This window comes from Actinomadura barringtoniae, assembly GCF_017573505.1.
Taxonomy (GTDB): Bacteria; Actinomycetota; Actinomycetes; order Streptosporangiales; family Streptosporangiaceae; genus Spirillospora; species Spirillospora barringtoniae.
This window is the reverse complement of sequence record NZ_JAGEOJ010000002.1, coordinates 190,293-211,641: the sequence shown is the minus strand read 5'-3', so window position 1 is coordinate 211,641 and position 21,349 is coordinate 190,293. Positions and strand designations below refer to the sequence as shown.

General features: G+C 67.7%; 15 protein-coding genes and 1 tRNA gene. 8 read left to right on the top strand and 8 right to left on the bottom strand.

What is annotated here, in order from left to right; genetic code table 11:
• The first annotated feature begins 25 nt into the window (after positions 1–25).
• From J4573_RS04795 to J4573_RS04780, 4 genes are read left to right on the top strand one after another with little or no spacing between them, the layout of a single operon-like run.
• The gene (locus tag J4573_RS04795) at positions 26–1,465 is read left to right on the top strand and encodes an MFS transporter (RefSeq protein ID WP_307796497.1); all 1,440 of its coding nucleotides are present in this window, start codon (positions 26–28) and stop codon (positions 1,463–1,465) included.
• 2 nt (positions 1,466–1,467) lie between these two features.
• Positions 1,468–1,905 carry a MarR family winged helix-turn-helix transcriptional regulator gene (locus J4573_RS04790; protein ID WP_208254006.1) on the top strand — a complete coding sequence of 146 codons (438 nt, stop codon included), beginning with the start codon at positions 1,468–1,470 and terminating at the stop codon, positions 1,903–1,905.
• Between the two features lie 45 nt (positions 1,906–1,950).
• Complete coding sequence (pnuC, locus tag J4573_RS04785) at positions 1,951–2,601, top strand: nicotinamide riboside transporter PnuC (protein WP_208254005.1); 651 nt, start codon at positions 1,951–1,953, stop codon at positions 2,599–2,601.
• Positions 2,598–3,671 (top strand): AAA family ATPase, encoded by a 1,074-nt coding sequence (locus J4573_RS04780; protein ID WP_208254004.1) that lies wholly within the window; start codon positions 2,598–2,600, stop codon positions 3,669–3,671. The genes pnuC and J4573_RS04780 overlap by 4 nt, the downstream gene beginning before the upstream one ends.
• A gap of 52 nt (positions 3,672–3,723) precedes the next feature.
• On the opposite strand, the gene J4573_RS04775 is transcribed toward J4573_RS04780, so the two are convergent.
• The 7 genes from J4573_RS04775 to J4573_RS04745 all read right to left on the bottom strand — a co-directional run bounded on the left by J4573_RS04775 (position 3,724) and on the right by J4573_RS04745 (position 12,753).
• Positions 3,724–5,166, bottom strand: coding sequence for a flavin-containing monooxygenase (locus tag J4573_RS04775; RefSeq protein WP_208254003.1), 1,443 nt, complete (start codon positions 5,164–5,166; stop codon positions 3,724–3,726).
• Positions 5,167–5,320: 154 nt separating this feature from the next.
• Positions 5,321–5,935: an Rv1733c family protein gene (locus tag J4573_RS04770; protein ID WP_208254002.1), complete on the bottom strand. Its 615-nt coding sequence runs from the start codon at positions 5,933–5,935 to the stop codon at positions 5,321–5,323.
• Positions 5,936–6,127: 192 nt separating this feature from the next.
• Positions 6,128–7,564: a WS/DGAT/MGAT family O-acyltransferase gene (locus J4573_RS04765; RefSeq protein WP_208254001.1), complete on the bottom strand. Its 1,437-nt coding sequence runs from the start codon at positions 7,562–7,564 to the stop codon at positions 6,128–6,130.
• Between the two features lie 285 nt (positions 7,565–7,849).
• The gene (locus J4573_RS04760) at positions 7,850–9,223 is read right to left on the bottom strand and encodes a WS/DGAT/MGAT family O-acyltransferase (RefSeq protein ID WP_243772474.1); all 1,374 of its coding nucleotides are present in this window, start codon (positions 9,221–9,223) and stop codon (positions 7,850–7,852) included.
• Between the two features lie 217 nt (positions 9,224–9,440).
• Entirely contained in the window at positions 9,441–10,439 is a 999-nt protein-coding gene (locus J4573_RS04755; protein WP_208254000.1) for an alpha/beta hydrolase, read from the bottom strand.
• An 85-nt stretch (positions 10,440–10,524) separates the two neighbouring features.
• On the bottom strand, positions 10,525–12,036 hold the full coding sequence (locus J4573_RS04750) for an MFS transporter (protein ID WP_208253999.1): 1,512 nt from the start codon (positions 12,034–12,036) through the stop codon (positions 10,525–10,527).
• 3 nt (positions 12,037–12,039) lie between these two features.
• Positions 12,040–12,753 carry an LppX_LprAFG lipoprotein gene (locus J4573_RS04745; protein WP_208253998.1) on the bottom strand — a complete coding sequence of 238 codons (714 nt, stop codon included), beginning with the start codon at positions 12,751–12,753 and terminating at the stop codon, positions 12,040–12,042.
• 191 nt (positions 12,754–12,944) lie between these two features.
• Here J4573_RS04745 and J4573_RS04740 point away from each other — a divergent pair.
• The 3 genes from J4573_RS04740 to J4573_RS04730 all read left to right on the top strand — a co-directional run bounded on the left by J4573_RS04740 (position 12,945) and on the right by J4573_RS04730 (position 14,095).
• A tRNA-Ile gene (locus tag J4573_RS04740) sits at positions 12,945–13,018 on the top strand.
• A gap of 123 nt (positions 13,019–13,141) precedes the next feature.
• Positions 13,142–13,315: a hypothetical protein gene (locus tag J4573_RS04735; RefSeq protein WP_208253997.1), complete on the top strand. Its 174-nt coding sequence runs from the start codon at positions 13,142–13,144 to the stop codon at positions 13,313–13,315.
• Between the two features lie 30 nt (positions 13,316–13,345).
• Positions 13,346–14,095, top strand: coding sequence for a tyrosine-type recombinase/integrase (locus tag J4573_RS04730; protein WP_208253996.1), 750 nt, complete (start codon positions 13,346–13,348; stop codon positions 14,093–14,095).
• Between the two features lie 2,376 nt (positions 14,096–16,471).
• Here J4573_RS04730 and J4573_RS04725 read toward each other — a convergent pair.
• Complete coding sequence (locus J4573_RS04725; protein WP_208253995.1) at positions 16,472–17,914, bottom strand: glycerophosphodiester phosphodiesterase; 1,443 nt, start codon at positions 17,912–17,914, stop codon at positions 16,472–16,474.
• 349 nt (positions 17,915–18,263) lie between these two features.
• On the opposite strand from J4573_RS04725, the gene J4573_RS04720 reads away from it, so the two are divergent.
• Positions 18,264–21,215, top strand: coding sequence for a LamG domain-containing protein (locus J4573_RS04720; protein WP_243772543.1), 2,952 nt, complete (start codon positions 18,264–18,266; stop codon positions 21,213–21,215).
• The last annotated feature ends 134 nt before the right edge of the window (positions 21,216–21,349 follow it).

The window sequence follows — 21,349 nt, the reverse complement described above, 5'->3', positions numbered from 1 at the left end:
TACAACTATGTGAGGAGGGTCACGGGTGCCCGAGCTCACCTACCGGCGGCGGATGCTCATCCTCGGGATCTGCTGCATGAGCCTCCTGATCGTGAGCCTGGACAACACGATCCTGAACGTCGCGCTGCCGTCGATGCAGAAGGAGTTCCACTCCTCGATCTCCGGCCTGCAGTGGACGATCGACGCCTACCTCATCGTGCTCGCCTCGCTGCTGATGCTGGCCGGGGCGACCGCCGACCGGGTCGGCCGCCGCGTCACCTTCCAGACCGGGCTGGCGATCTTCACTCTGGGCTCGCTGTTGTGCAGCCTGGCGCCGTCGCTCGGCTGGCTGATCGCCGCGCGGATCGTGCAGGCGATCGGCGGCTGCATGCTGAACCCGGTGGCGATGTCGATCATCACCAACGTGTTCACCGACCCGCGCGAGCGGGCCCGCGCCATCGGCGTCTGGGGCGGCGTGGTCGGCCTCAGCATGGCCGCCGGGCCCGTCGTCGGCGGGCTGCTGGTGGAGACGGTCGGCTGGCGCTCGATCTTCTGGATCAACCTGCCGATCGGGCTGGCCGCGCTCGTGCTCACCGCGCTCTACGTGCCCGAGTCCCGCGCCCCGCGCCCGCGCCGCCCCGACCCTGTCGGGCAGCTGCTGATGATCGTGCTGCTCGCGTCGCTGACGTACACGATCATCGAGGGGCCGTCGAAGGGCTGGACCACGCCGGTGATCCTGACCACCGCTGGGCTGGCCGCGCTCGCCCTCGCCGGGTTCGTCGCGTACGAGCGCCGCCGCACCGAACCGCTCATCGACCTGCGCTTCTTCCGCAGCACGCCGTTCAGCGGCGCCACCCTGATCGCGGTCTGCGCGTTCGCCTCGCTCGGCGGCTTCCTCTTCCTGAACGCCCTCTACCTGCAGGACGTCCGGGGCCTGTCGGCGCTGCACGCCGGGCTCTACATGCTGCCGATGGCCGCGATGGCCGGCATCTGCGCCCCGCTCTCGGGACGCATGATCGGCTCGTACGGGCCCCGCGTCTCGCTGCAGATCGCCGGCGTCGGGATGGCGGCGAGCGGGCTGATGTTCGCGGTGTTCGAGGCCGAGACCAGCACGCCGCTGCTGTTCGTCGCCTACGTGCTGTTCGGCATCGGCTTCGGGATGGTGAACGCCCCGATCACCAACACGGCCGTGTCGGGCATGCCGCGTTCCCAGGCCGGCGTCGCCGCCGCGGTCGCCTCCACCAGCCGCCAGATCGGCCAGGGACTCGGCGTCGCGGTGATCGGCGCCGTGCTCAGCTCCAGCGCCGCCTCCGCCCTCTCGACGACCTCGTACGCGGACGCGAGCCGCCCCGCGTACTGGATCATCGCGGGCTGCGGCGTCGCGGTGCTGGTGCTCGGTACGCTCACCACCGGCCGCCGCGCGCAGGCCACCGCCGCCCACACCGCCGCCCTGTTCGAGCCCGGAGAGAACAAGGTCCCGGTCTGACCATGAGCACTGACGAAGATGTCGCCCGCGAGGACGCCGCCCGCCGCGCCTGGCAGAACCTGCGCGTCCTGCTGCACGAACGCGGCGACTACCGCCGCGAGGTGACCGAGGCGCTCGGCATGAGCTTCTTCCGGATCAAGGCACTGCGCCGGATCGCCAAGGGCCCGATCGCCCTGCGCGACCTGGCCGAGCTGCTGCTCACCGACCGCCCGTACACCTCGCTGGTGGTGGACGACCTGGCCACCCGCGGCCTCGTCGAGCGCACGCCCAACCCGGCCGACCGCCGTTCCAAGCTGGTGACGCTCACCGAGGCGGGCGCCGAGGTGGTGGCCGAGGCCGAGCGCATCCTCGGCAGCCCGCCGCCGATCGTGTACGAGCTGCCGCCCGAGGACCTGGCCGCGCTCGACCGCATTGTGGCCCGTATGGTCGAGGACTCCTAGCCTGCTATATCGTCACCTGGCTCGACGATCACCCCGGAGACGCCCGTGACGCCGCACGACCTGATCGACCCGCTGCTGCAGCCCGCGTTCACGATCGGCGGCACGCCCACCTCGTGGGGCGAGCTGCTCGGGTTCGCGACGGGCGCGGCGAACGTGGCCCTGGTCGTCCGCCAGCACATCCTCAACTGGCCGCTCGGCATCGCCAACGTCGTGCTGCTCGGGCTGATCTTCCTGGACAGCGGGCTGTACGCGGACGCGTCGCTGCAGGTCGTGTACGTGGTGCTCCAGGTGTACGGCTGGTGGGCCTGGCTCCATGGCGGCACCGACCGTACCGCCGAGGTCGTCCGTCGCACCGGGCGCAGCGAATGGGCCGCGATCGCGGTCGCCGGGTTCGCCGCCACCGCCGTCATGTACTGGGTGCTGGTCAACTGGACCGCGTCGACCGTGCCGTTCTGGGACGCGCTGACCACCGCGATCTCGCTGGCCGCGACCTACGGGCAGTGCCGCAAGCTGGTGGAGTCGTGGTGGCTCTGGATCGCGGCCGACCTGATCTACATCCCGCTGTACTCCTACAAGGAGCTCTACCTGACCTCCGCGCTGTACGTGGTCTTCCTGGCGCTGTGCGTCGCCGGGCTGGTCGCCTGGCGCCGCGACCTGGCCGCCCGCGGCGGCGACGCCGCGCTGGCCGGCGCATGAGCAGCGGGCGGCATGGTCTGGTGGTCGGCAAGTTCTATCCGCCGCACGCCGGTCACCACCACCTGATCGACACCGCCGCCGCGCACTGCGACCGGCTGTCGGTGGTCGTCGCCGCCTCGTCGGTGGAGAGCGTCCCGCTCGCCGACCGGGTCGCCTGGCTGCGCGAGACGCATCCGCAGCCGCACGTGAACTTCGCGCCGGTGACGGACGAGCACGAGATCGACTACACCGACCAGGACGTGTGGCGGCTGCACGTCGAGGCGTTCCGGCACGGGCTGCGGCAGCTGTGGGGCGAGGACCCGAAGATCGACGTGGTCTTCAGCTCCGAGGCGTACGGCAAGGAACTGGCCCGCTGGTTCGGCGCCGTCGCGCACGACGTGGACGAGCCCCGCGACCGGTTCCCCGTGAGCGGCACCGCCGTGCGCGCCGATCCCGTCGCCACCTGGGGCTTTCTTGCTCCGCCCGTACGTGCCGCGCTCGCCCGGCGGGTCGTGGTCGTCGGAGCGGAGTCGACCGGGACGACCACGCTCGCCCGTGCCCTCGCCGAGCACTACGCCGGGCGGGGCGGCCCGTTCGCCGCGACGCGCTGGGTGCCGGAGTACGGGCGGACCTACTGCGAGGAACGGCTCGCCGCCCTCGGCCGCCCCGGCGCCTGGCTCGACGACATCGAGTGGACGCCCGCCGACTTCGCGCTCATCGCCGAACGCCAGCTCGACTGGGAGGACGCCGCCGCCCGCGTCGGCTCACCCGTCCTGATCTGCGACACCGACGCGTTCGCCACCGCGCTCTGGCAGGAGCGCTACCTGGGCGAGCTCGGCCCGGTCCCGGCGCGGGCGCGGCACGACCTGTGGATCGTGACCGACCACGCCGGCGTCCCGTTCGAGCAGGACGGCTGGCGCGACGGCGAGGCCATCCGGGAGGGCATGTCCGAACGGTTCCGCGCCGAGCTCGACCGCCGCGGCGGGCCGTTCATCGTCGTCACCGGCCCGCACGAGCGGCGCCTCGCGGCGGCGGCCGGCGCGGTGGACGAACTGCTCGCCCGCGGCTGGTCGTTCGCGGCGCCGCTCTAGCCACGGCGCCGCCCTAGCCACGGCGCCGCTTCAGCGCTGTGGCCCCGCGGCCTTAGCCGGTCGTTTCGAAGTCGTCGAAGACCGGGGTGCGGAGCATGGAGGCGTGCTCGCGCGGCGTCCACGGCCACAGCTCGGGAAGGCCGTCCTTGCCCAGGTACCAGCTGGCGCAGCCCGAGGTCCAGATCGTCCGGGGGAGCGCCTCGCGCATGTCGGAGTTGAAGCGTTCGGTCGCGTCGGCCGTCGGCGCCATGCTGGCGACCAGACCCGCCCGCCAGCGGCGGATCCAGCCGAGGATGTAGTCGGCCTGCGCCTCGGCGATGGCGATGAGCGAGTAGTTGCCGATCGGGCTGTGCGGGCCCATCAGCATGAAGAAGTTGGGAAAGCCGGGCAGCGCGACGGTCTGGTAGGCGCGCGGGCCGTCCTGCCAGGCGGCCTCCAGCGTCCGGCCGTCCGAGGTGGTCAGGTCCATCGGGCGAACGTAGGCGTGCGCGTCGAAGCCGGTCGCCAGGACCAGGACGTCGATCTCGTGCAGGCGGCCGTCGGCGGTGACGACGCCGCGCGCCTCGACGTGGTCGATCGCGTCGGTCACCACCTCGACGTCGGGCCGCTGGACGGCGTCGTAGAAGCCGCCGGAGGCGATGAGGCGCTTGCACATCGGCTCGTCGGGCGGGGTCAGGCGGGCGCGCAGGTCCGGGTCGGTGACCTTGTTGAGGTTGCGGCGGCACAGCGCGCCGATGAGGCGGCGCTGCCAGCCGGGCTTGATCAGCGCCTGGGAGAGCACGTGGCTGATGACGGCCTCATGCCACCGGTAACCGAGGCGGTCCAGAACGGGCATGCGGCGATGGGCGGCACGGGTCAGGCGGCCGTACTCACGGTTCGGCGCGGGCAGGATCCACTGCGCGGTGCGCTGGAAGAGCAACAGCCTGCTCGGGGTCCCGGCGAGGTCGGAGGTGATCTGCACGCCGGTGGAGCCCGTTCCGACGACGGCGACGCGTCTGCCCTTCAGCGGCACGTCGTGATCCCAGCGCGCGGAGTGGAACGTCGGGCCCTCGAAGGCGTCCAGGCCAGGGATGTCGGGGAGCCGCGGGTGGTGCAGCACACCGGTCGCGGTGAGGAGGAAGTCGGCCTCGTCGGGGCCGCGCGAGGTCGTGATGCGCCAGCGGCCGTCGTCGTGGCGGGCGGCGGTGACCTCGGTGCCGAAGACGATCTGCTCGCGGATGCCGTAGCGGTCGGCGATCCGTTCCAGGTAGTCGCGGATCTCGGGACCGGGGGAGTACAGGTGGGTCCAGCCGGGGTTGGTCGCGAACGAGAACTGATAGAAGCGCGACGGAACGTCGCAGGTCAGGCCGGGATAGGTGTTGTCGCGCCAGGTACCGCCGAGAGCGTCGGCCTTCTCGTAGAGCGTGACGTCGTGGAGGCCGGCCTGCTTCAGCTTGATCGCCATGCACAGGCCGGACATGCCCGCGCCGACGATGACCACCCGTGGATCACCCATGCGAATAAGTAAACACTGACATGCCGGGGTGATGTAACCCGTGGCTCAGGAGAGCCGATCCGTGGCTCCGGGAACACCCGAGCTGGGGGCTCAGGGCCAGGGGCAGGCAGGGGCAGGCAGGGGCAGGCAGGGGCAGGGGCAGGGGCTCTTGGGGTCAGGACGGGCGGTTGTGGCCCGCGTCGGCGTCCATGCGCGCCCAGTCGGCTTCCCACAGGTCGTCGCGCCGCCGGTCGCAGCGCCGCCTGACCAGGCCGTAGGCCACCAGGATCGGGAACGCCACGCCCAGCACCGCCGCGCCCGCCGCGTAGACGGCGTCGGTCACCGTACGGCTGTGCGGCCGGGGCCGGACCGCGACCTTGCCCGCGTCGTCGACCCAGATCCGCTGCGCCGAGCCGATCTTGGCGTTCTTCCAGGCGGGGAGCGAGTCGACGTGGGTCTTTCCGGCCGGCCAGACCCACTGCGCGCGCACGGTCTCGTGCACGTAGCGGTCACCGGAGGAGCCGATGCCGCCGGTGGACAGCACGGTCGCGGTGACCGCGTGCCGGTGCGTGCGCTCCTGCTGCTCGGCCTTCATGCCCGAGTCGTACGACCAGTGGGTGCAGTAGGCGGCGACGGGCGGGGCGGCGGCCAGGAACAAGATCAGCAAGGCGAACGCGAAGAAGCGCTGCATGCGGTCGATGCGCCTGCGCAGCTCGTTCCGCTCCAGCCCACAGCGGCGCCACAGCCGCCTGAGCCGCGAGCAATCCTTGCCGACGCGGGTTTTGCGCATCGTTCTTCACCTCCCCGGAGGGGGTGCCCTCCCGGTAAGAGGCCTTTAGCCATCTTTTCCCAGGATATTCCTCTGCGAGGAGATCGGGCACCGGCCAGGCTCAGGTTTTCGCCGAACGGGCTGTTGGAAACGGTGGGCGGAACGTCCGGGCGGGTGCGATGTCCGGGTCCGGTCACCGCACCCGCCCCGCCGTCACCTCTTTCCGGCCTCGGTGAGCAGCTCGTCGAAGCCGGCCTGAATGCCCTTGGCGAGCAGGTCCAGGTCCGGCATGCCGTCGAAGTCGCCCGTGATGCCGAAGTGCAGTGCTCCGCAGTAGGAGATGATCGCGGTCGCGACCCTGATGCCTCCCGTGAGCGGAACGTAGGGGTGCAGCTCCAGAACGCGGCGTCCCATCATGTAGAGCGGGAAGCCGGGGCCCGGAACGTTGGTGGTGACCGTCTGCACCAGGTCCTGGCGCAGCCGCACCGGCAGGCGCGCCGCCAGCGACAGCAGCGCCGGCGCGACCGCGGTGTCGGTCAGCCGGGTCAGCGCCTTGGTGCCGGTCGCCTGGTTGCTGCCCTTGACGTCGTCGGTCTGCTCGCGGATGCGGCGGAGCCGTTCCAGCGGATCGTCGACGCCGACCGGCAGGTTGACGAAGACCGCCGCGACGCGGTTGTTCAGCTCGCCCTGCTCGTCGGTCGAACGGACCGAGACCGGCACGGCCGAACGCACGCAGGTGTCGTGGGTGAGCTCGTCGCGGGCGTTCAGCAGGTCGCGGTAGCCGGCCGTGACGGCGGCGAGGACGACGTCGTTGATCGTCCCGCCGAGCGCCTTGCGGATCGTCTTGGCGTCGTCCAGCGACAGCTGCTGCCAGCACCAGCGGCGATGCGGCCCGATCGGGCCGTTCAGCGACCCGGCCGAGGGATGGGTGAAGCGCCCGGCGACGCGGCTGAGCCCCATCGCGAAGTCGCGCAGCCCGCGCGCCCGCCCCGCCCCGAGCGTCTCGGCGACCGACACGCCCCAGGTGTTGCCCAGCCCGAGCGAGGTGCCGAGCGAGCTCAGCCCCCGTACGACGTCGTTGGCCTGCCGGACGGGCTGGGTGACGCTGCGCTGCGCCGAGTCGGCCAGCAGTTCCAGGGCCGACGGCTCGGGCGCGGGCTCCCACTCCTCGGGCTCGCCCGGCGGCTCGTAGTCCGGGCCGAGGTCGAACAGCACGGTCGCCAGGTCCATGCCGGCGACGCCGTCGACCATGCAGTGGTGGACCTTGGCGATCATCGCCCAGCGGTCGTCGGTCAGCCCCTCGACCAGCCAGATCTCCCAGAGCGGCTTGTCGGGGTCGAGCCGCTGCGCGAGCACCCTGCCCGCCAGGTTGCGCAGCTGCTCGTCGTTGCCCGGTGCCGGAAGCGCGGTGTGACGGACGTGGTAGAGCACCTGGAAGTGCGGGTCGTCGGCCCAGACGGGCCGCCCCAGATGCAGTGGCACCGAGCGGACGCGCTGCCGGTAGCGCGGGACGAGCGGCAGCTTGGCGACGATCGCCCGCACGAGGTCGCCGTAGGAGGGCGCGGGGCCCTCGAAGACGACCACCGAGGCCACGTGCAGTGGGGTGTTCTCGTTCTCCAGGAGGTAGAAGCTTGCGTCCAGTCCGCTCATCCGATGCACGGCCTCACCGTCTTTCGTTCTCGGGGGATGGGGGAGGGGCAGGGGGCTGATGGGGATAGAGGTAACACCGGGGGCCATCCCTGACAAACCATCTGACTCACTTGACCGCTGTTTCGGCCGACCGGAACGAGATCGGTCCTCAGTCCGGTGAACGTTCGATGGGGTCGAAAAGTCACGCTAACCGGGCGATGTGTCACCCAAGTGACAAGTGCGGTCGCTGTGAACGACGTTCTTTGGGATGAGTGGCCGGATCCGGCCACCTCTGACCATGTCGGTTTACGAGGCCTGTTCGACCAGCTCGTCGAAGCCGCCGCGGATCCCGCTCGCCAGCACGTCCAGGTCGGGCATCCCGTCGAAGTCGCCCGTGAGCCCGAACGTGAAGCGGCCCTCGTAGGAGAAGACGGCGATCCCGACGCGCAGGCCCGCCGCCAGCGGCACGAACGGATACAGGCCCGTCAGCCGCCGGCCCAGCACGTACAGCGGGAACGGCGGCCCCGGCACGTTCGTCACCACCGTCTGCACCCACGGCTGGCTGTGGCTCAGCGCGTACCGCGAACCGAGCGCCATCAGCGTCGGCGCGAACCCGGCCAGCCGGCCGAGCGCCTCGCCGGGCGCGGCGTGGTGGGTGCGCTTGACGTCGTTCATCTGGCTGCGGATCTCGAAGAGGCGGCGGCGCGGGTCGGCCTCGCCCACCGGCAGCGTCACCAGCACGCCCGACACCCGGTTGTTGACGTCGCCGCGCTCGTCCCGCGCCCGCACCGACACCGGAACGAGGGTGCGCACCCGCGTGTCCTCCTCCAGTTCGCCGCGCGACTCCAGCAACGCGTGGAAGCCCCCGGCGACCGCGGTCAGCACGACATCGTTCACGGTGCCGCCGAACGCCTTGCGCACCTGGCGGATCTCGTCGAGGTCGGCGTGCGTCCACATCCAGCGGCGGTGCGGCCCGATCGTCCCGTTCAGCGACCCGGTCGTCGGGCGCGACAGGCGGCCGACGAACTTGGGCAGCTCGACGCCGAGCGTGCGCAGCGTGCCCGTGCTCGCCAGGCGGCGGGCCGCGCCCGGCAGCCCGGCCGCCGCGCGCAGCGGCTCGCCGATCGCCGACTGCGCGGTGTCGACCAGGAAGTCCACGGCGGAGGGCTCGGGTTCGGGCTTGGGGATCTCCACCATGACGGGATGCTCGACGTCGGCGGACAGGTCGAACAGCGAGGTCATCAGGTCCACGCCGCCGACCCCGTCCACGACGCTGTGGTGGACCTTGCTGATGAGCGCCCAGCGCCCGTCCTCCAGGCCCTCGACCAGCCAGATCTCCCAGAGCGGCTTGTCCATGTCCAGGCGTTGCGACAGCACGCGGCCGGCCAGGTTGCGCAGCTCCTCGGGGCCGCCGGGCTTCGGAACGGCCGTGTGGCGCACGTGGTAGAGGATGTTGAAGTAGGGGTCGTCCACCCAGATCGGGCGGCCGAGATGCAGCGGAACGGTACGGACGCGCTGGCGGTAGCGCGGCACCTGCGGGATCTTGGCGATGATCGCCCGGATCACCTCGCCGTACGTCGGAACCGGCCCCTCGAAGACCGTCACCGACGCGATGTGCAGGGGGTTGTTCTCGGATTCGGCGAAGTAGAAGCCCGCGTCCAGGCCGCTCATGCGTTCCATGTCCGTCCGTCCGTCGTCCGTCGTCGGGGGAAGTCCTAAGGGCTTCCCGCCGATGCTCCGTCCAATCGGATTCGGCGGCAATACGGGGACGCGGCTAGTGAGCAAATGACATGGTCACCTTGCTCAGCCGACGATGGTCCGGGCGCTCAGGCGGCGATGGTCCGGGCGCTCAGCCGACGATGGTCCGGGCGCTCAGGCGGCGATGGTCGTTGGTGCTTTATGCGGCGATGGACTTGGGCTTGCGGCGGGTGAAGCGGCGCCGGGTCGGGCGTACGCGCGGCGTGGAGTGCTCGCGGATGAACGCGCCGACCTCGTGCAGCGCGGCCAGGCCCTCGGGCACCAGGTCGGCGAACACCTGGAAGACGTGCACCTGGCCTTCCCAGACCTGGAGGCGGCACGGCACGCCGGCGTCCTCCAGCCGTTCGGCCATCAACTCGGCGTCCACGCGCAGCATCTCCGTCGACCCGACCTGGATCAGCACCGGCGGCAGGCCGGACAGATCGCCGTTCACCGGCGAGACCATCGGGTCCAGCGGGACGTCGCCGTCAGTGAGCAGCTGTGCCAGCCGTTCCACCCGGCGGGCCGGGAGGTAGGCGTCCAGCTTGGCGTTGGCGTGCGCGACCTTGGCGGTGTGGTCCAGGTCGGTGAGCGGCGCCAGCGCGACGATCGCGGCGGGCGACGGCAGCCCCTCGGCGAGTGCCTGCTGTGTGGCGGCGAACGCCAGGAACCCGCCCGCCGAGTCGCCCGCGAGAACGATGCGCTCCGGGTCGTACCCCTTCTCCAGCAGGAAGCGGTAGGCGTGCACGCAGTCGGCGATCGACACCGCCAGCGGCGCCGCCGGAAGCTGCCGGTAGGCGACCGACAGCACGGGCGCGCCCGCGGTGGAAGCGATGCGGGCGATCATCCGCCGGTGGGTGCGCAGCCCGCACGAGAAGAAGCCGCCGCCGTGGAAGTACAGGACCACGCGGTCCTCGGCGCACTCGGGCGCCCGTACCCACTCGGCGCGGAAGTCGCGAAAGGGCACGCGTTCCACATCGGCCCAGCGCGGCGCGGGCAGCGCGAGCGGCGCCGCGAGATCGATCGCGAACGCGGGACGCAGGCTCCGGTAGCTGAGCGGCCAGTACGTGAGCATCGGCCGGACGGCGGTCTTCAGCCCCCGGGCCGCGAGCCTGGCACGGATGGTCGTGCCAGGGCGTGCTTCGATGACAGGGCCCATCTGCGGCGCCTCCCCGATGGTGCGTGGACGGCCCTTACCGAGCGGTCACTTGTTACCCCCGGAGGTCAATTTCGCATTCCGTTGATCACTGCGTCAAGGCTCGTTCTGACTGAGTCTCCACGCTGTTCTTGTCATCGCGGTGAGTGGAGATCGCCAGCGCCAGCAGGGCGCCCAGCACACAAAGGGCGGCCGTCACCCAGAAGATCTCCTGGTACTCGGTCCGCAGCGCGTCCTTGACCGCCGCCTCGTACGCCGCGAGCTTGGCCTTGAACCCGGAGTCGAACGGCAGCGGCATCTGGAGGTTCTCGGTCAGCGACCGGAAGCGGTAGAAGCCCCACGCCGACAGCGCCGAGATGCCGAGCAGCATCCCCATCATCCGCGCGACCACCACGGCCGCCGACGCCACCCCGTGCTGCGCCGCCGGAACGAATCGCAGCACCGCCGACGAGACCGGCGCGATCACCAGCCCCAGGCCGAGCCCGGTCAGCACCAGGTCGGCGTCCATGCGGGGGATCGGCCCGTACGAGGCGTTTTCCAGGTCCGCCGGCCAGCCCGCGATCAGCAGGAAGCCGGCCGCCGAGATCAGCATGCCCGCGACCATCGGCCAGCGCTCGCCGTACCGGTGCGCCACGAACCCGCCCGCCACCGCGGCGATCGGCAGCGCGACCAGGAAGCGCGTCAGCATCAGCGCGCCCTCGGTCGAGCTCTTGTCGAGGATGGTCTGGGCGACCAGGACGACGTCGACGAGCGTCACCATCAGCGCCGCGCCCGACAGCAGGCTCACGCCGAGCGTCGCGAACAGCGGCCCACGCCGTACGCCACTCAGATCGAGCAGTTTCGTCCGGGTCCGTGCCTCCCAGACCACGAAGGCGATCAGAACGACCACCCCGCCCGCGATCGTCGGCAGCCCCCACGAGGGCATGGCCGTCTCATCCGGATGCGGGTTGTAAAGCCCCGTCACGAGCAATCCCAGGCCAAGCGCCAGCAACGCCCCGCCCACCACATCAACGCCCGGCCGCTCTTCGCCCTCCTTGCGTCCGCCCGGAACGGTGAAGTGCACCGCCACCATCGCCGCCACGGCCAGCGGCAGGTTGATCCAGAAGATCCAGCGCCACCCGAATGCGGCCGCGATCCCCACCCCGTACAGAGGCCCGAGAACGCTCCCGAGCTCCTGCGCCGCACCCACCGCGCCCAAGACCACCGGACGCTTGCGTTCCTCCCAAAGATCACCGGCCAGCGCCATCGTCACCGGCAACAGTGCGCCGCCCGCGACCCCCTGAATGACCCGCCCGGTGGTCAGCAGCGGCACACCCTTGGCATAGGCCGTAACCGCCGACCCCACAGCGAAGAACGCCAAACAAGCCTGCAGAACAGCCCGCCGCCCGAACCGATCCGACAGCTGCCCCAGCAACGGCATCGCCGCCACATACCCGAGCAGGAACCCGGTCAGAACCGGCGTGATCCGCTCCAGGTGATTGATCGGGATCCCGAGGTCATCGACAACGGTGACCAGGATCGTCGTGATCACATACGCGTCCAGCGCGGCCAGCAGCACCACCGCGCCGCCGACCCCGATCGCGATCCGGCGATTGCCCATGGCCTACTGCGGCGCCTTGATCTGGTACGGGGCGTCGAACTCGGTGAAGTTGATGATCACCGACCCCTTGTCCCCGTCCGGTCCCGCGGGCAGGTCGCCCTTGACCTTCAGCAGCCGATGATCGGCCTTCCCCACCCAGATGAGCCCCTGGATATTGGAGTCGACACCCGGGATCAGCCCGCCGACCGCGTCCTTGGTCAGCGTCGCCTTGATGCGGTAGGCGTCCTTCCCATTGACCTTCTCGGTGGCCTCGGTCGTAGGTGCGGACACCGAATTCAAAAGCTTCGGAATCCCACGATCGGGGTCCAGCACCGCAGAAGGGTCATAGTTGAAGACCGTCGAGGCCATCGCCTTGGAGAACTTCTGCCAGTTCCCGGTCAGGCCCTTCACGTAATACTGGTCACCCAGAGCGACGACCTTCATCTCCAGGTTCTTGCCCAGCTGCGAGATCGTGAGCGTCCCCTCGGCGTCACCGCTCTTGAGGAGCTTGATGTCCCCGCTCTTCACCGGGATCGACGGCTTACCCTCCGTCGACAGCGTGAAGGCGATGCTCTTGAGCCCCGCCATCGCCGTCGACGCCTGCTGGAGCGTCGCCTGCCCCTGAGGCTGGTTCGCCGACACCTTGGAACCCTTGTCATCCCCGCCGTTGCACGCACTCAAGGTCAGCGCAAGGGCCACCGGAGCGATCGCGACGAGACGTACACGTCGTCTGGACATAGGCGGACCCTACCGACCGGTCACCGTCCCCGTCACTCGCCACCAGGTATGACATCTCGGCCATCCGCAAGGCGGACAAGCCCTCACCCGCCGGGTGACCCCGCCTTTCAAGGTGGCCCCGCCAAAGACCACGCCGCTATCATTGCCGCGGCGCGCCCCGGTTTGCCTTACCACTTCTCACAGGGACGCCTGGGGCGGTAGCTCAGCTGGTCAGAGCAGGGGACTCATAATCCCTGGGTCGCGGGTTCGAGTCCCGCCCGCCCTACAACACATGGTCTGACCTGGGCAAAGTTGGCATGTCGCTGGGGATCTCGGTCGCAATCCGGGGCAGGTGACCAGGTGACTTGTGGACTAAACCGGTCATCCCCCAGGCCGTGAGGGGCATGCCATGGGCGGAAAGTCGATCTTCGGACACGGGGCTCAAGACATTGTCGAGCCCACCAAGGCCAAGCGCAAGCGAGCCAGGGCCAGAGAGCTGATGGCCGACCACTACGAGCAGTATTTGAAGGTTGCCACGAACCGTAACGGCCGCCCCTTCGACCCGGCCACGATCCGGGCCTAGATGCGCACTGTCGGAATCCTGTCGAAAAGGATGGACGAATCCAAGCTTCCGGGCGATCTGACCTGCGATGACGCCTCGCTGAACCTGTTTCTGCGCTGGTATCACGATGCGTCCAACCCCAATAACGGCAAGCCCCACGGCACCAACGGCACCATCGTGCTGCGGCGCAACCTTCGCAACTTCTTCAAATGGGTCGAGAAGGAGACCGGGGCCCCCAATCCCATCACGGCCGGGGAAGTGAACCTCTATGTGCCCCGCAAGACCCGGCCCAAGGTGCTCCCGGTGACGTTCCTGCGGGAACTGATCGACTCCTGCCGTCCTACGGGCAAGAAGCGGACCTTCACCGATTACCGGGACGAGGCGCTGATCGGGTGCCTTCTGGAGGGAATGCGGGCCGCGGAAGTGCTGTCCATGGCCCCAGAAGACGTGCCGCCGCTCGACAACCCGATCATCACCGTGACGCCCAAGAAGGGCGCTCGCCAGTGGGACGACGAATCGGGGCGGCAGATCTGGCTGGAGATCGACACTGTTCGGGCGCTGCATGCCTATCTGCGCGTCCGTGCTGAGCATCCGCTCGCGGATGAGCACCCTGGCCGGCTCTGGCTGGGCAATTCCCCGCTACCGCTGGAGTACAACGGGCTGCGCCTGATGCTGACACGCCGCTGCAAGCGCCTCGGCTATGGCGACCACGCGACCTCGCACATGTTCCGCCACACCTTCTCGCACCTGTTCCTGGACAACGGCGGATCTCTGAACGACCTGGGCGAACACAACGGATGAGCCGACCCGACCGCCATGGGGCAGATCTACGCCAAGGAGAAGGCCGAGCAGCGTGCCATGTCCGCCAAGCGCCGACTGGGTCCGCTGTACTGAAACTCCTGTGGTGCAGGGGATCTCGCCGGATTCTCGAATTAAAGCACCTGGTTGGAGGGTAGAGCCAGGCCCAAGGTGGCAGGGTGTTTTGGCAAGGCCAGACTGGGTTCTCCCGCATCGACAGACTCCGTAAAGTTTGGCAAAGACAAAGCGCCTCCGTCCCCGCTACCCTGGAGAGGCCAGTTCGGCTAAGTCGGGAAGGACGGCAGTCTAGGTGGATGCAGACGAGGAGCGTCGTTTTCCTTGGGAGCGGTCACCAGACAATCACCAACCGGTGGAACTCTGGAAGGTGGTGGAACTTGTGAAGCGAGAGAGGCGAGAAAGAAGGCAATTTTGGCTACATCTCCTCACCCTCACATCCGCTGCTGGCATTTTGCTCCTGGGATTGGTGACGGCCCTAGTAAACCATCCAGGGTCCCCTTTCGTATGGATAGTAGCTAGTTCATTTATTGCATGTGTTTGGATCACTGGCTTTGTCATTCGGCAACGACGTATCGAGCGAAGAAGTTTCGCGAGAGAGGCAGTTGAGAAATTTAGGCTGTCAAGAGATGCCATTGCCTACGTAGAGGACGTCTATATGGGTCCTTATCAGCGAGCGTGGATCTCTGCCCCGCAGTCGCGCTTTCTCTTTATAGGTCTGCCCGATTCCCCCGATGTCCCGGATGCCGCCCTTGGGATGGTCGTGGGATTGAATGACCTATTCCTGCGGCTCGGTTCACCCCCCGCTACGCAAAGCGCATCCCGCGTAGACGAGAGCGGGCGCTTCTAATGGCTGAGGATGTTGAAGGCAGGCCAGAGGTACCAAGTGCACTCGACCTGGCAAGGCAGTGGGCTCAGCTACCGCCCGAACACCTTGAGATCGCGCTCCGGGCTCTTGATCCTCAACTCGCCCGCGAACACGAGTACCGGATGATGCAGCTCAAGAACAGTCACAGGCTCTACATGACTGGGCTGTATGCGGGGTTCGTGATCGTCCTTGGGATGCTGGGCGGCGCGGTCGTCCTAGGGCTACATAATCAGGTCTGGTTGGCTGGCCTGTTCGCGGGCCCGAGCGTCCTTGCTCTGGCGACCCTGTTCGTGATTCGACGCACTGACACGGCCCAAACCAAGGCCCTCGGGCGGGCATTTTCGTCCATGCCCGCGGATGCTCCTCCCGGGCCTTGAGAGCGAAGTCTGAAACCCCGGAAGCCGGTGTGGCCGGCTACCCAGGCCCTTGTCAGCTCTGCGCTGAGAGCCCCTCTGCCAGGTCCGTAAGGTTCGGTCTAATGAGAAGACCTTTGGAGCCTGGCAGACCACGTGCGGTCGGGGCCCACGGGGAGAGTCGCACTCTAACGATGGGGCTGGCAGCGGTCAGACCAGAGGCGCTGCCGAGGTAGGGCATGGAGGCCCACTGCGACTCGAAGGTGGTCGCGCTCTTCTGCCGGGACGACCACCTCGCTAGCCGCCCACGACCAACCGAGGTCGGTGACCCCGCTGTAGGCCGACAAATACTTGGGGAGTGAAGCCCTGCGTCTTCAGGTCAATGCCCGTGCTTCCGCTGTGGAACTCCGGAGGGGGAAGACACCCGTACGGTCGGTCTTGTGCGTGCTCATGGCCGCTTAGCTCGCGGTCTCCGCGGTGCGCGGGCGGCTCAGCTCGCGAGCGCTGAGGAAATGTGTGGTGCTGCGATTGGTGCCGACCGAGACGTTCGATCCGAGCCTAGAGGACCTGCGACCTGGTGTTGCCCTGCCATGCGGAGGTCGTGCCCGGGCCTGGCACCGCGGGGGTGGAAGTCGCTCAGCAGGAGGAGACTCCACCTGCTGGGGCTGGGGGAGGATCGACCCCGGGCCAGTCTGGACGGCCGCCTTGGAGAGACGACCTTGGCGTGTGCCGAGTTGGTGCTGGCGGCGACTTCATGCCGTTGAGGGACCTACCCCTACTGCCAGATCCGCTGACCTTGATCCGTCGGGCAGTCGCGCAGGTCGATGAAGGCGAGCGTCTGTGAATCGCGGTGGACCTGTTGTCGGTGACGGGCCGCACAAGCACGATCGCGCTGATGGGGGTCGTAGCGGCAGGTTGGTGTGCAGGTCGGCTGAGCCGTGGTGGCGGATCCTGCTGGACGCCGGCTGTGCCGCCGCACCGCTGGGAGAGGCTGCTGCGAGTAAAGCTGCCCGCCCCGGGCGGAGGTCCGGGGCGAGTCGCCGTTTGTTGCTGCCCACCGCTTGGCTGGTTCTGTTTCTTGCCCGTACGCAGAGGGAGCGGGCCGGATCCGTCGCACAGGTACTGGCCGACGGTGCTGCTTGTTTACCGGGTGGAGACGCGGAAGGCGATGCCTGGGCCTTGGTGTCCGGTGTAGGCGGAACGGCCGAGGTAGAGGTAGGTCCCGCGGTAGTGGGTGTCGCGGATGGTGGCGCCTGTGGATGTGATGTCGTATCGGCGGATGTAGATGCCGGTGCTGGTGATCTTGATTTGGATCTTGGCGAGGGTTCCGGTTCGGAGTGCCGGGGTGTTGATGGTCTTGAGCAGGACGGTGCGAGTGGGGTCCTTGCGGTAGAGCTGGAGTTGCCCGTTCTGGCGGAGGATGAGGGAGTATCCGGCGTTGAGCGGGTCAGCGCTGGCGTCGGCGTAGGCGTTGTCGCGTTGCGCGGAGAAGTAGAGGCCTGCCCAGCGGGTCGTGTCGGCGCCAAGTGCGGTGGCCTGCATCCAGACGCGCAGCTCTTGAGTCTTGTTCAGCTGGGCCCAGCCTTGCCGGACGAACAGGGGATAGCTCCCGCGCGGAACGGTCCACCAGTTGGGGGCGATGAAGGATCCCCGGTCTGGGTGCTCGGCGGCGAGGCGGGAGGGGGTCTGGACTTGGCCGAGGTGTCCGTACCACCAGGTCTGGTAGCCGAAAGGATCACTGGTGCGGCGGTAGCGGGCCGAGTCGCCGCGGATGTAGGTGGGGTCGTCGGTGTCCAGGCCGTGTACCCCGAGGGCGTAGAGCTGGTCGCGGCGGTAGTGCCGGTTGACGTCATAGGCGGCCACGGTCAGGCCCGCCGCGACATAACTGCGGATGGTGGCGTCGGGTAGGCCCTGCCAGATGGAGACTCGCTGGATTCCGTCGGCCTGGATGGCTTGGGGCGTGTCGATGGTCGCTTGGTTGGCGGATCCGACCAGCACCTGAACGACGAAGCCGGCGTTCTTGGCCAGGACAGCGTCAGAGCGGGAGAAGGTCTGGATCTGCACGACGTCCTGCAGGCCACGCCGGGTCAGGGTGTCGATGGCCAGTTGCATGGCCTGGGTGTCCTTGGGGTGGGCGAGCAGTAGCTTGCGCCCGGCGTACTGGTCGAGCAGTTCGTCCAGCAGCAGCGGGTGGCTCGCTGCGCCCTTTCCTCCGAACCAGGCGGGGGCGTCGATCACCAGCTTCTTAAACGCTGTGCTGTCGAGAGCCGTGACTGGCCCTGACGAGGTGGAGATGCGGTCGACCGTCGGGTCGTGCCAGACCCCGCCGACGCCGTCCTTGAGCACCTGGATGTCGAACTCCAGCAAGTCGGCGTTCGGGTCGCTCACTCCGCGGTCCAGCGCGGCCTGGGTGTTCTCCGGGGCCATGAACGATCCGGAGCCCCGGTGCGCGATCACGAATCGCTGAGGCAGGACGTTGACTCGGAAACCCGGTCGGGCGTTCGCGGTGGCCGACCCGGGCGGGAGCGCGCCCGAGGTGAGCAGGGCCATTACCGAGATGCATGCGAGGGAGCGGGGGGTCGGCACGCGGTCTGTTCCTTCTCGAGATGTTGCGCTGAGTAATCGACCCCTGGCTTGGCCGCCGGGGTCTCTGGGCCAGAAAGGAAAGACGGGTGCCCAGGTGTCCTGGTTTACGCCACTTGAGAGTGTTGTAGATCACATTATTTCTGGGAACTGTTAACTTCCCTAACGGAAGATGGTGACGCTACGTTAAGCCGACTTTGATTCGGCTTACCCCCTCTCAGGAGCGTCTGTGCCCCTTCGTGCCCGCTTGCGCAGTCCCGGATCTGAACCCCAGGGCGTGTTCCACACCCCGCGACGGGGCGCGGCTCGTCGGCTTGGGCGTGAGGTCATCGCTGGAACTGTGGTGACCGTCATGGCCGCAGTGGGACTTCAGACGATCGGCGGCACCCCTGCCAAGGCGGACGGCCCGCCTGCGCCGGTGAAGGGCTCCGAGACGGCGGCTGCTTTGGAGGCGAAGAAGACCGGGAAGCCGGTCGAGGCCACGTTGTTGCGGACGGAAACGTCGACGACCTGGGTCAATCCAGACGGCAACGCCAAGCTTGAGATCACCGCCCTGCCCCAGCGGGTGCGCCGGGCAGACGGCACGTGGAGCGGCATTGATCTGACGCTCAAGCAGCGAGCGGACGGTTCACTGGCTCCCGCGGCCAGTCCCGCCGATGTGGTCTTCTCGGGTGGGGGAGCCGCTCCGCTGGTGAGCTTCACCGACCGCAGCCGTAGCCGATCGCTGCGTCTTGGCTGGAAGGCAAGTCTCCCGAAGCCGACGGTCAACGGGCCGACGGCGACCTATGCCGCGGTTCTGCCGGACGTGGACCTGAAGATCACTGCAACGATGTTCGGCTACAGCGAGGTCTTGGTCGTCAAGACTCCTGAGGCGGCCAAGAACCCAGCGCTTGCGAAGATCCAGTTCACCACGCAGACGACCGGCGTGACGCTGCGAACCGACAGCCACAACGGAGTGGACGCGGTCGACACCGTGGGCCGCCGTGTCTTTCACGCCAACACCCCCACGATGTGGGACTCGAACAAGGAAGCCGCTGGCTCGCAGTCGGCTCAGCCGCGCAACAGCATGCCCTCGGGAAGCGAGCAATCTCAGGTTGAGAAACCTCCCGTAGAGATGCCGACCCAGGTCGGCGCGGGGACCCTGACCATCACGCCTGATCAGGAGATGTTGAAGGACCCCGCGACGAAGTATCCCGTGTACATCGATCCCGACTTCACTGGGAACCGTAACCACTGGGGTTACATCGACAAGGCTTATCCGAGCAATGTCTGCTGGGACAACTCGTGTAAGTACTCCAACGGGACGCCGTACCCACCGCGTTCGGGAAGCTACGGTGGCGCGGGCCCGATCCGGTCGATGTTCTTGATGGACGTGGATCCGCTACCCAAGGGTGCCTTTGTTGGAGAGGCGACCTTCACTATCACTGGGTCCTGGACGTCTGACTGGTCATGCACGGCCACGCCTGATGTCGAGTTGTGGCAGACCTACACCATCAACGGCAACGAGACCTGGAACAACTTCACCGGGTCCGACCACTGGCTGGTCCGGCAGGACACCCAGAACGCCTCCCTCGGGCACACCGGTTGCGGCGAGAAGAAGCTGGAGTTCAACGCCCTGGCCGCGGCCCGCCGGGCGTCTTCAGGCGGATGGAACAGTCTGGCTCTTGGTCTGAAGGCGCCCAGCGACAGTGAGGGCAGCGACAGTTCGTGGATGCGGTTCAAGCTCGACCCGAAGCTGACCATCTTCTACAACCAGCGTCCGGATCAGCCGTCCCAGCTGAAGGTCAGTGGTAAGACCTGCTCGGCCACGACGTGGCCGTTGATCGGGAAGATTTCGGATCGTGAGGCTCCCGAGGTGACGGCCGTGGGAACGGACCCCGACGGCGCCAAGGGACAGCAGCTGACGTCGATGGAGTTCGAGTGGGGATCGTATGACCCCACTACGAAGGTGATGACCAAGATTGGTTCCCCGATCGACCCTCATCAGTACGCCTCGGGGAGAACCTGGAGTACCCGCATCCCGCAGGACAACACCCGGTCGTTGGCGGACGGGACCTACTACGTCAAGGCTCGCTCCTACGACACCTGGAAGACCGACGAGCAGGGGGTCAGCTATTGGAGCAACCCGTGCTTCTTCAGAGTCGACACCACGATCCCGGACGAGGTCGTGACGATCAATCCGGTGGCAGGACCTGGCGAGTCTGCTCCCGTATACCCGGACGACACATGGGCTGGTGCCATCAACAAACCGGGCTGGTTCGAGCTAAAGGCCCCGCAGGTCGGCGCGACCAATGACGTCGCGTACTACAAATACTCCATCGGCACTGATCAGCCGACCGCTCAGGTGACTGCGGGGACCGATGCGGACCGTACCGCGCGGGTTCAGATCACGCCCCCGACGTTCGGGCCGACGGTGCTCTATGTCAAGGCTTATGACGCGGTCGGCAACACCGACGACAAGAAGTCCCTGTTCTCAAAGACCTTCTTTGTTCAGGCGCCTAGCTGTGGAGAGAACGCCTACATCGTCTGTCCCCAGATCAGTGCCGGGTTCTGGTCACTCGGAGAGGGCACCGGCGCGGTCAGCCAGGACCAGTCCGGCAACAATCACACTTTGATGTTCGGCGCACCTGCGTACTGGACCGATGGCCGCCCGGACCTCGGCAAGGCCATTGGGTTCGACGGTCTGAGCGCCTGCGGCAACACCAACACCGCCGTGGTCGCCTGCCCGAACAGCAATAACACCACCAACAAGGTCCCGGTCATACGAACCGACCTGAGCTTTACCGTGACCGCCTGGGTCAACCTGAGGAGTCTCCCCAAGCACAACATGGTCGTGGTCAGCCAAAGCGGTAACCACGGTCCCGGGTTTTCGCTTTATTACAAATACATCAGCGACACCGAGAAATACTGGTCGTTCCTGATGACGAAGAGTGACGTGCTGCCGTCCGATCCGAAGTACGTCTCACGTCGTTCGATCTCCAACAGTGACTATCCCGCGCAACAGGACACGTGGACTCATCTGGCCGCTGTCTACGAATCCAGCAAGGGAACGCTCAATCTCTACATGAACGGGAAGAGCGTGGGTGAGACCGACGTCGTGGAGACCAACGGTTTCCGTGCGAGCTGGACAGCAGGCGGCAGCCTCCAGGTGGGCCGGAACTGGTACAACGACAAGTACACCGACTATCTGGATGGTTCTATCCAGGATCTGCACATCTACCCGGGTGCATTCACCACGACGTCGGACGGAATGATCCTGGCGGACGCGAATCGCAATATTCGCCTGCCAGTGCCGAATCCCTGACGACAACGCAACTGATGTGGGCGGGCCGCCGGGCGCGCGGCCCGCTTGCCACCCCTCCGCGCCCATTTGACGAGAACTCGACGTGGTATGGGCTCGGAGGAATCGTGCGCGGGTGGTTGATGAAGCCCTGGTGG

Bases quoted from the DNA above. Each gene is read 5' to 3' on its own strand.
- J4573_RS04720 (WP_243772543.1), top strand. From the start codon at position 18,264: ATGGCCGCAGTGGGACTTCAGACGATCGGCGGCACCCCTGCCAAGGCG.
- J4573_RS04730 (WP_208253996.1), top strand. From the start codon at position 13,346: ATGGACGAATCCAAGCTTCCGGGCGATCTGACCTGCGATGACGCCTCG.
- J4573_RS04735 (WP_208253997.1), top strand. From the start codon at position 13,142: ATGGGCGGAAAGTCGATCTTCGGACACGGGGCTCAAGACATTGTCGAG.
- J4573_RS04765 (WP_208254001.1), bottom strand. From the start codon at position 7,564: ATGAGCGGACTGGACGCAAGCTTCTACCTCCTGGAGAACGAGAACACC.
- J4573_RS04760 (WP_243772474.1), bottom strand. From the start codon at position 9,223: ATGGAACGCATGAGCGGCCTGGACGCGGGCTTCTACTTCGCCGAATCC.
- J4573_RS04770 (WP_208254002.1), bottom strand. From the start codon at position 5,935: ATGCGCAAAACCCGCGTCGGCAAGGATTGCTCGCGGCTCAGGCGGCTG.
- J4573_RS04780 (WP_208254004.1), top strand. From the start codon at position 2,598: ATGAGCAGCGGGCGGCATGGTCTGGTGGTCGGCAAGTTCTATCCGCCG.
- J4573_RS04750 (WP_208253999.1), bottom strand. From the start codon at position 12,036: ATGGGCAATCGCCGGATCGCGATCGGGGTCGGCGGCGCGGTGGTGCTG.
- J4573_RS04745 (WP_208253998.1), bottom strand. From the start codon at position 12,753: ATGTCCAGACGACGTGTACGTCTCGTCGCGATCGCTCCGGTGGCCCTT.
- J4573_RS04755 (WP_208254000.1), bottom strand. From the start codon at position 10,439: ATGGGCCCTGTCATCGAAGCACGCCCTGGCACGACCATCCGTGCCAGG.
- J4573_RS04775 (WP_208254003.1), bottom strand. From the start codon at position 5,166: ATGGGTGATCCACGGGTGGTCATCGTCGGCGCGGGCATGTCCGGCCTG.
- J4573_RS04790 (WP_208254006.1), top strand. From the start codon at position 1,468: ATGAGCACTGACGAAGATGTCGCCCGCGAGGACGCCGCCCGCCGCGCC.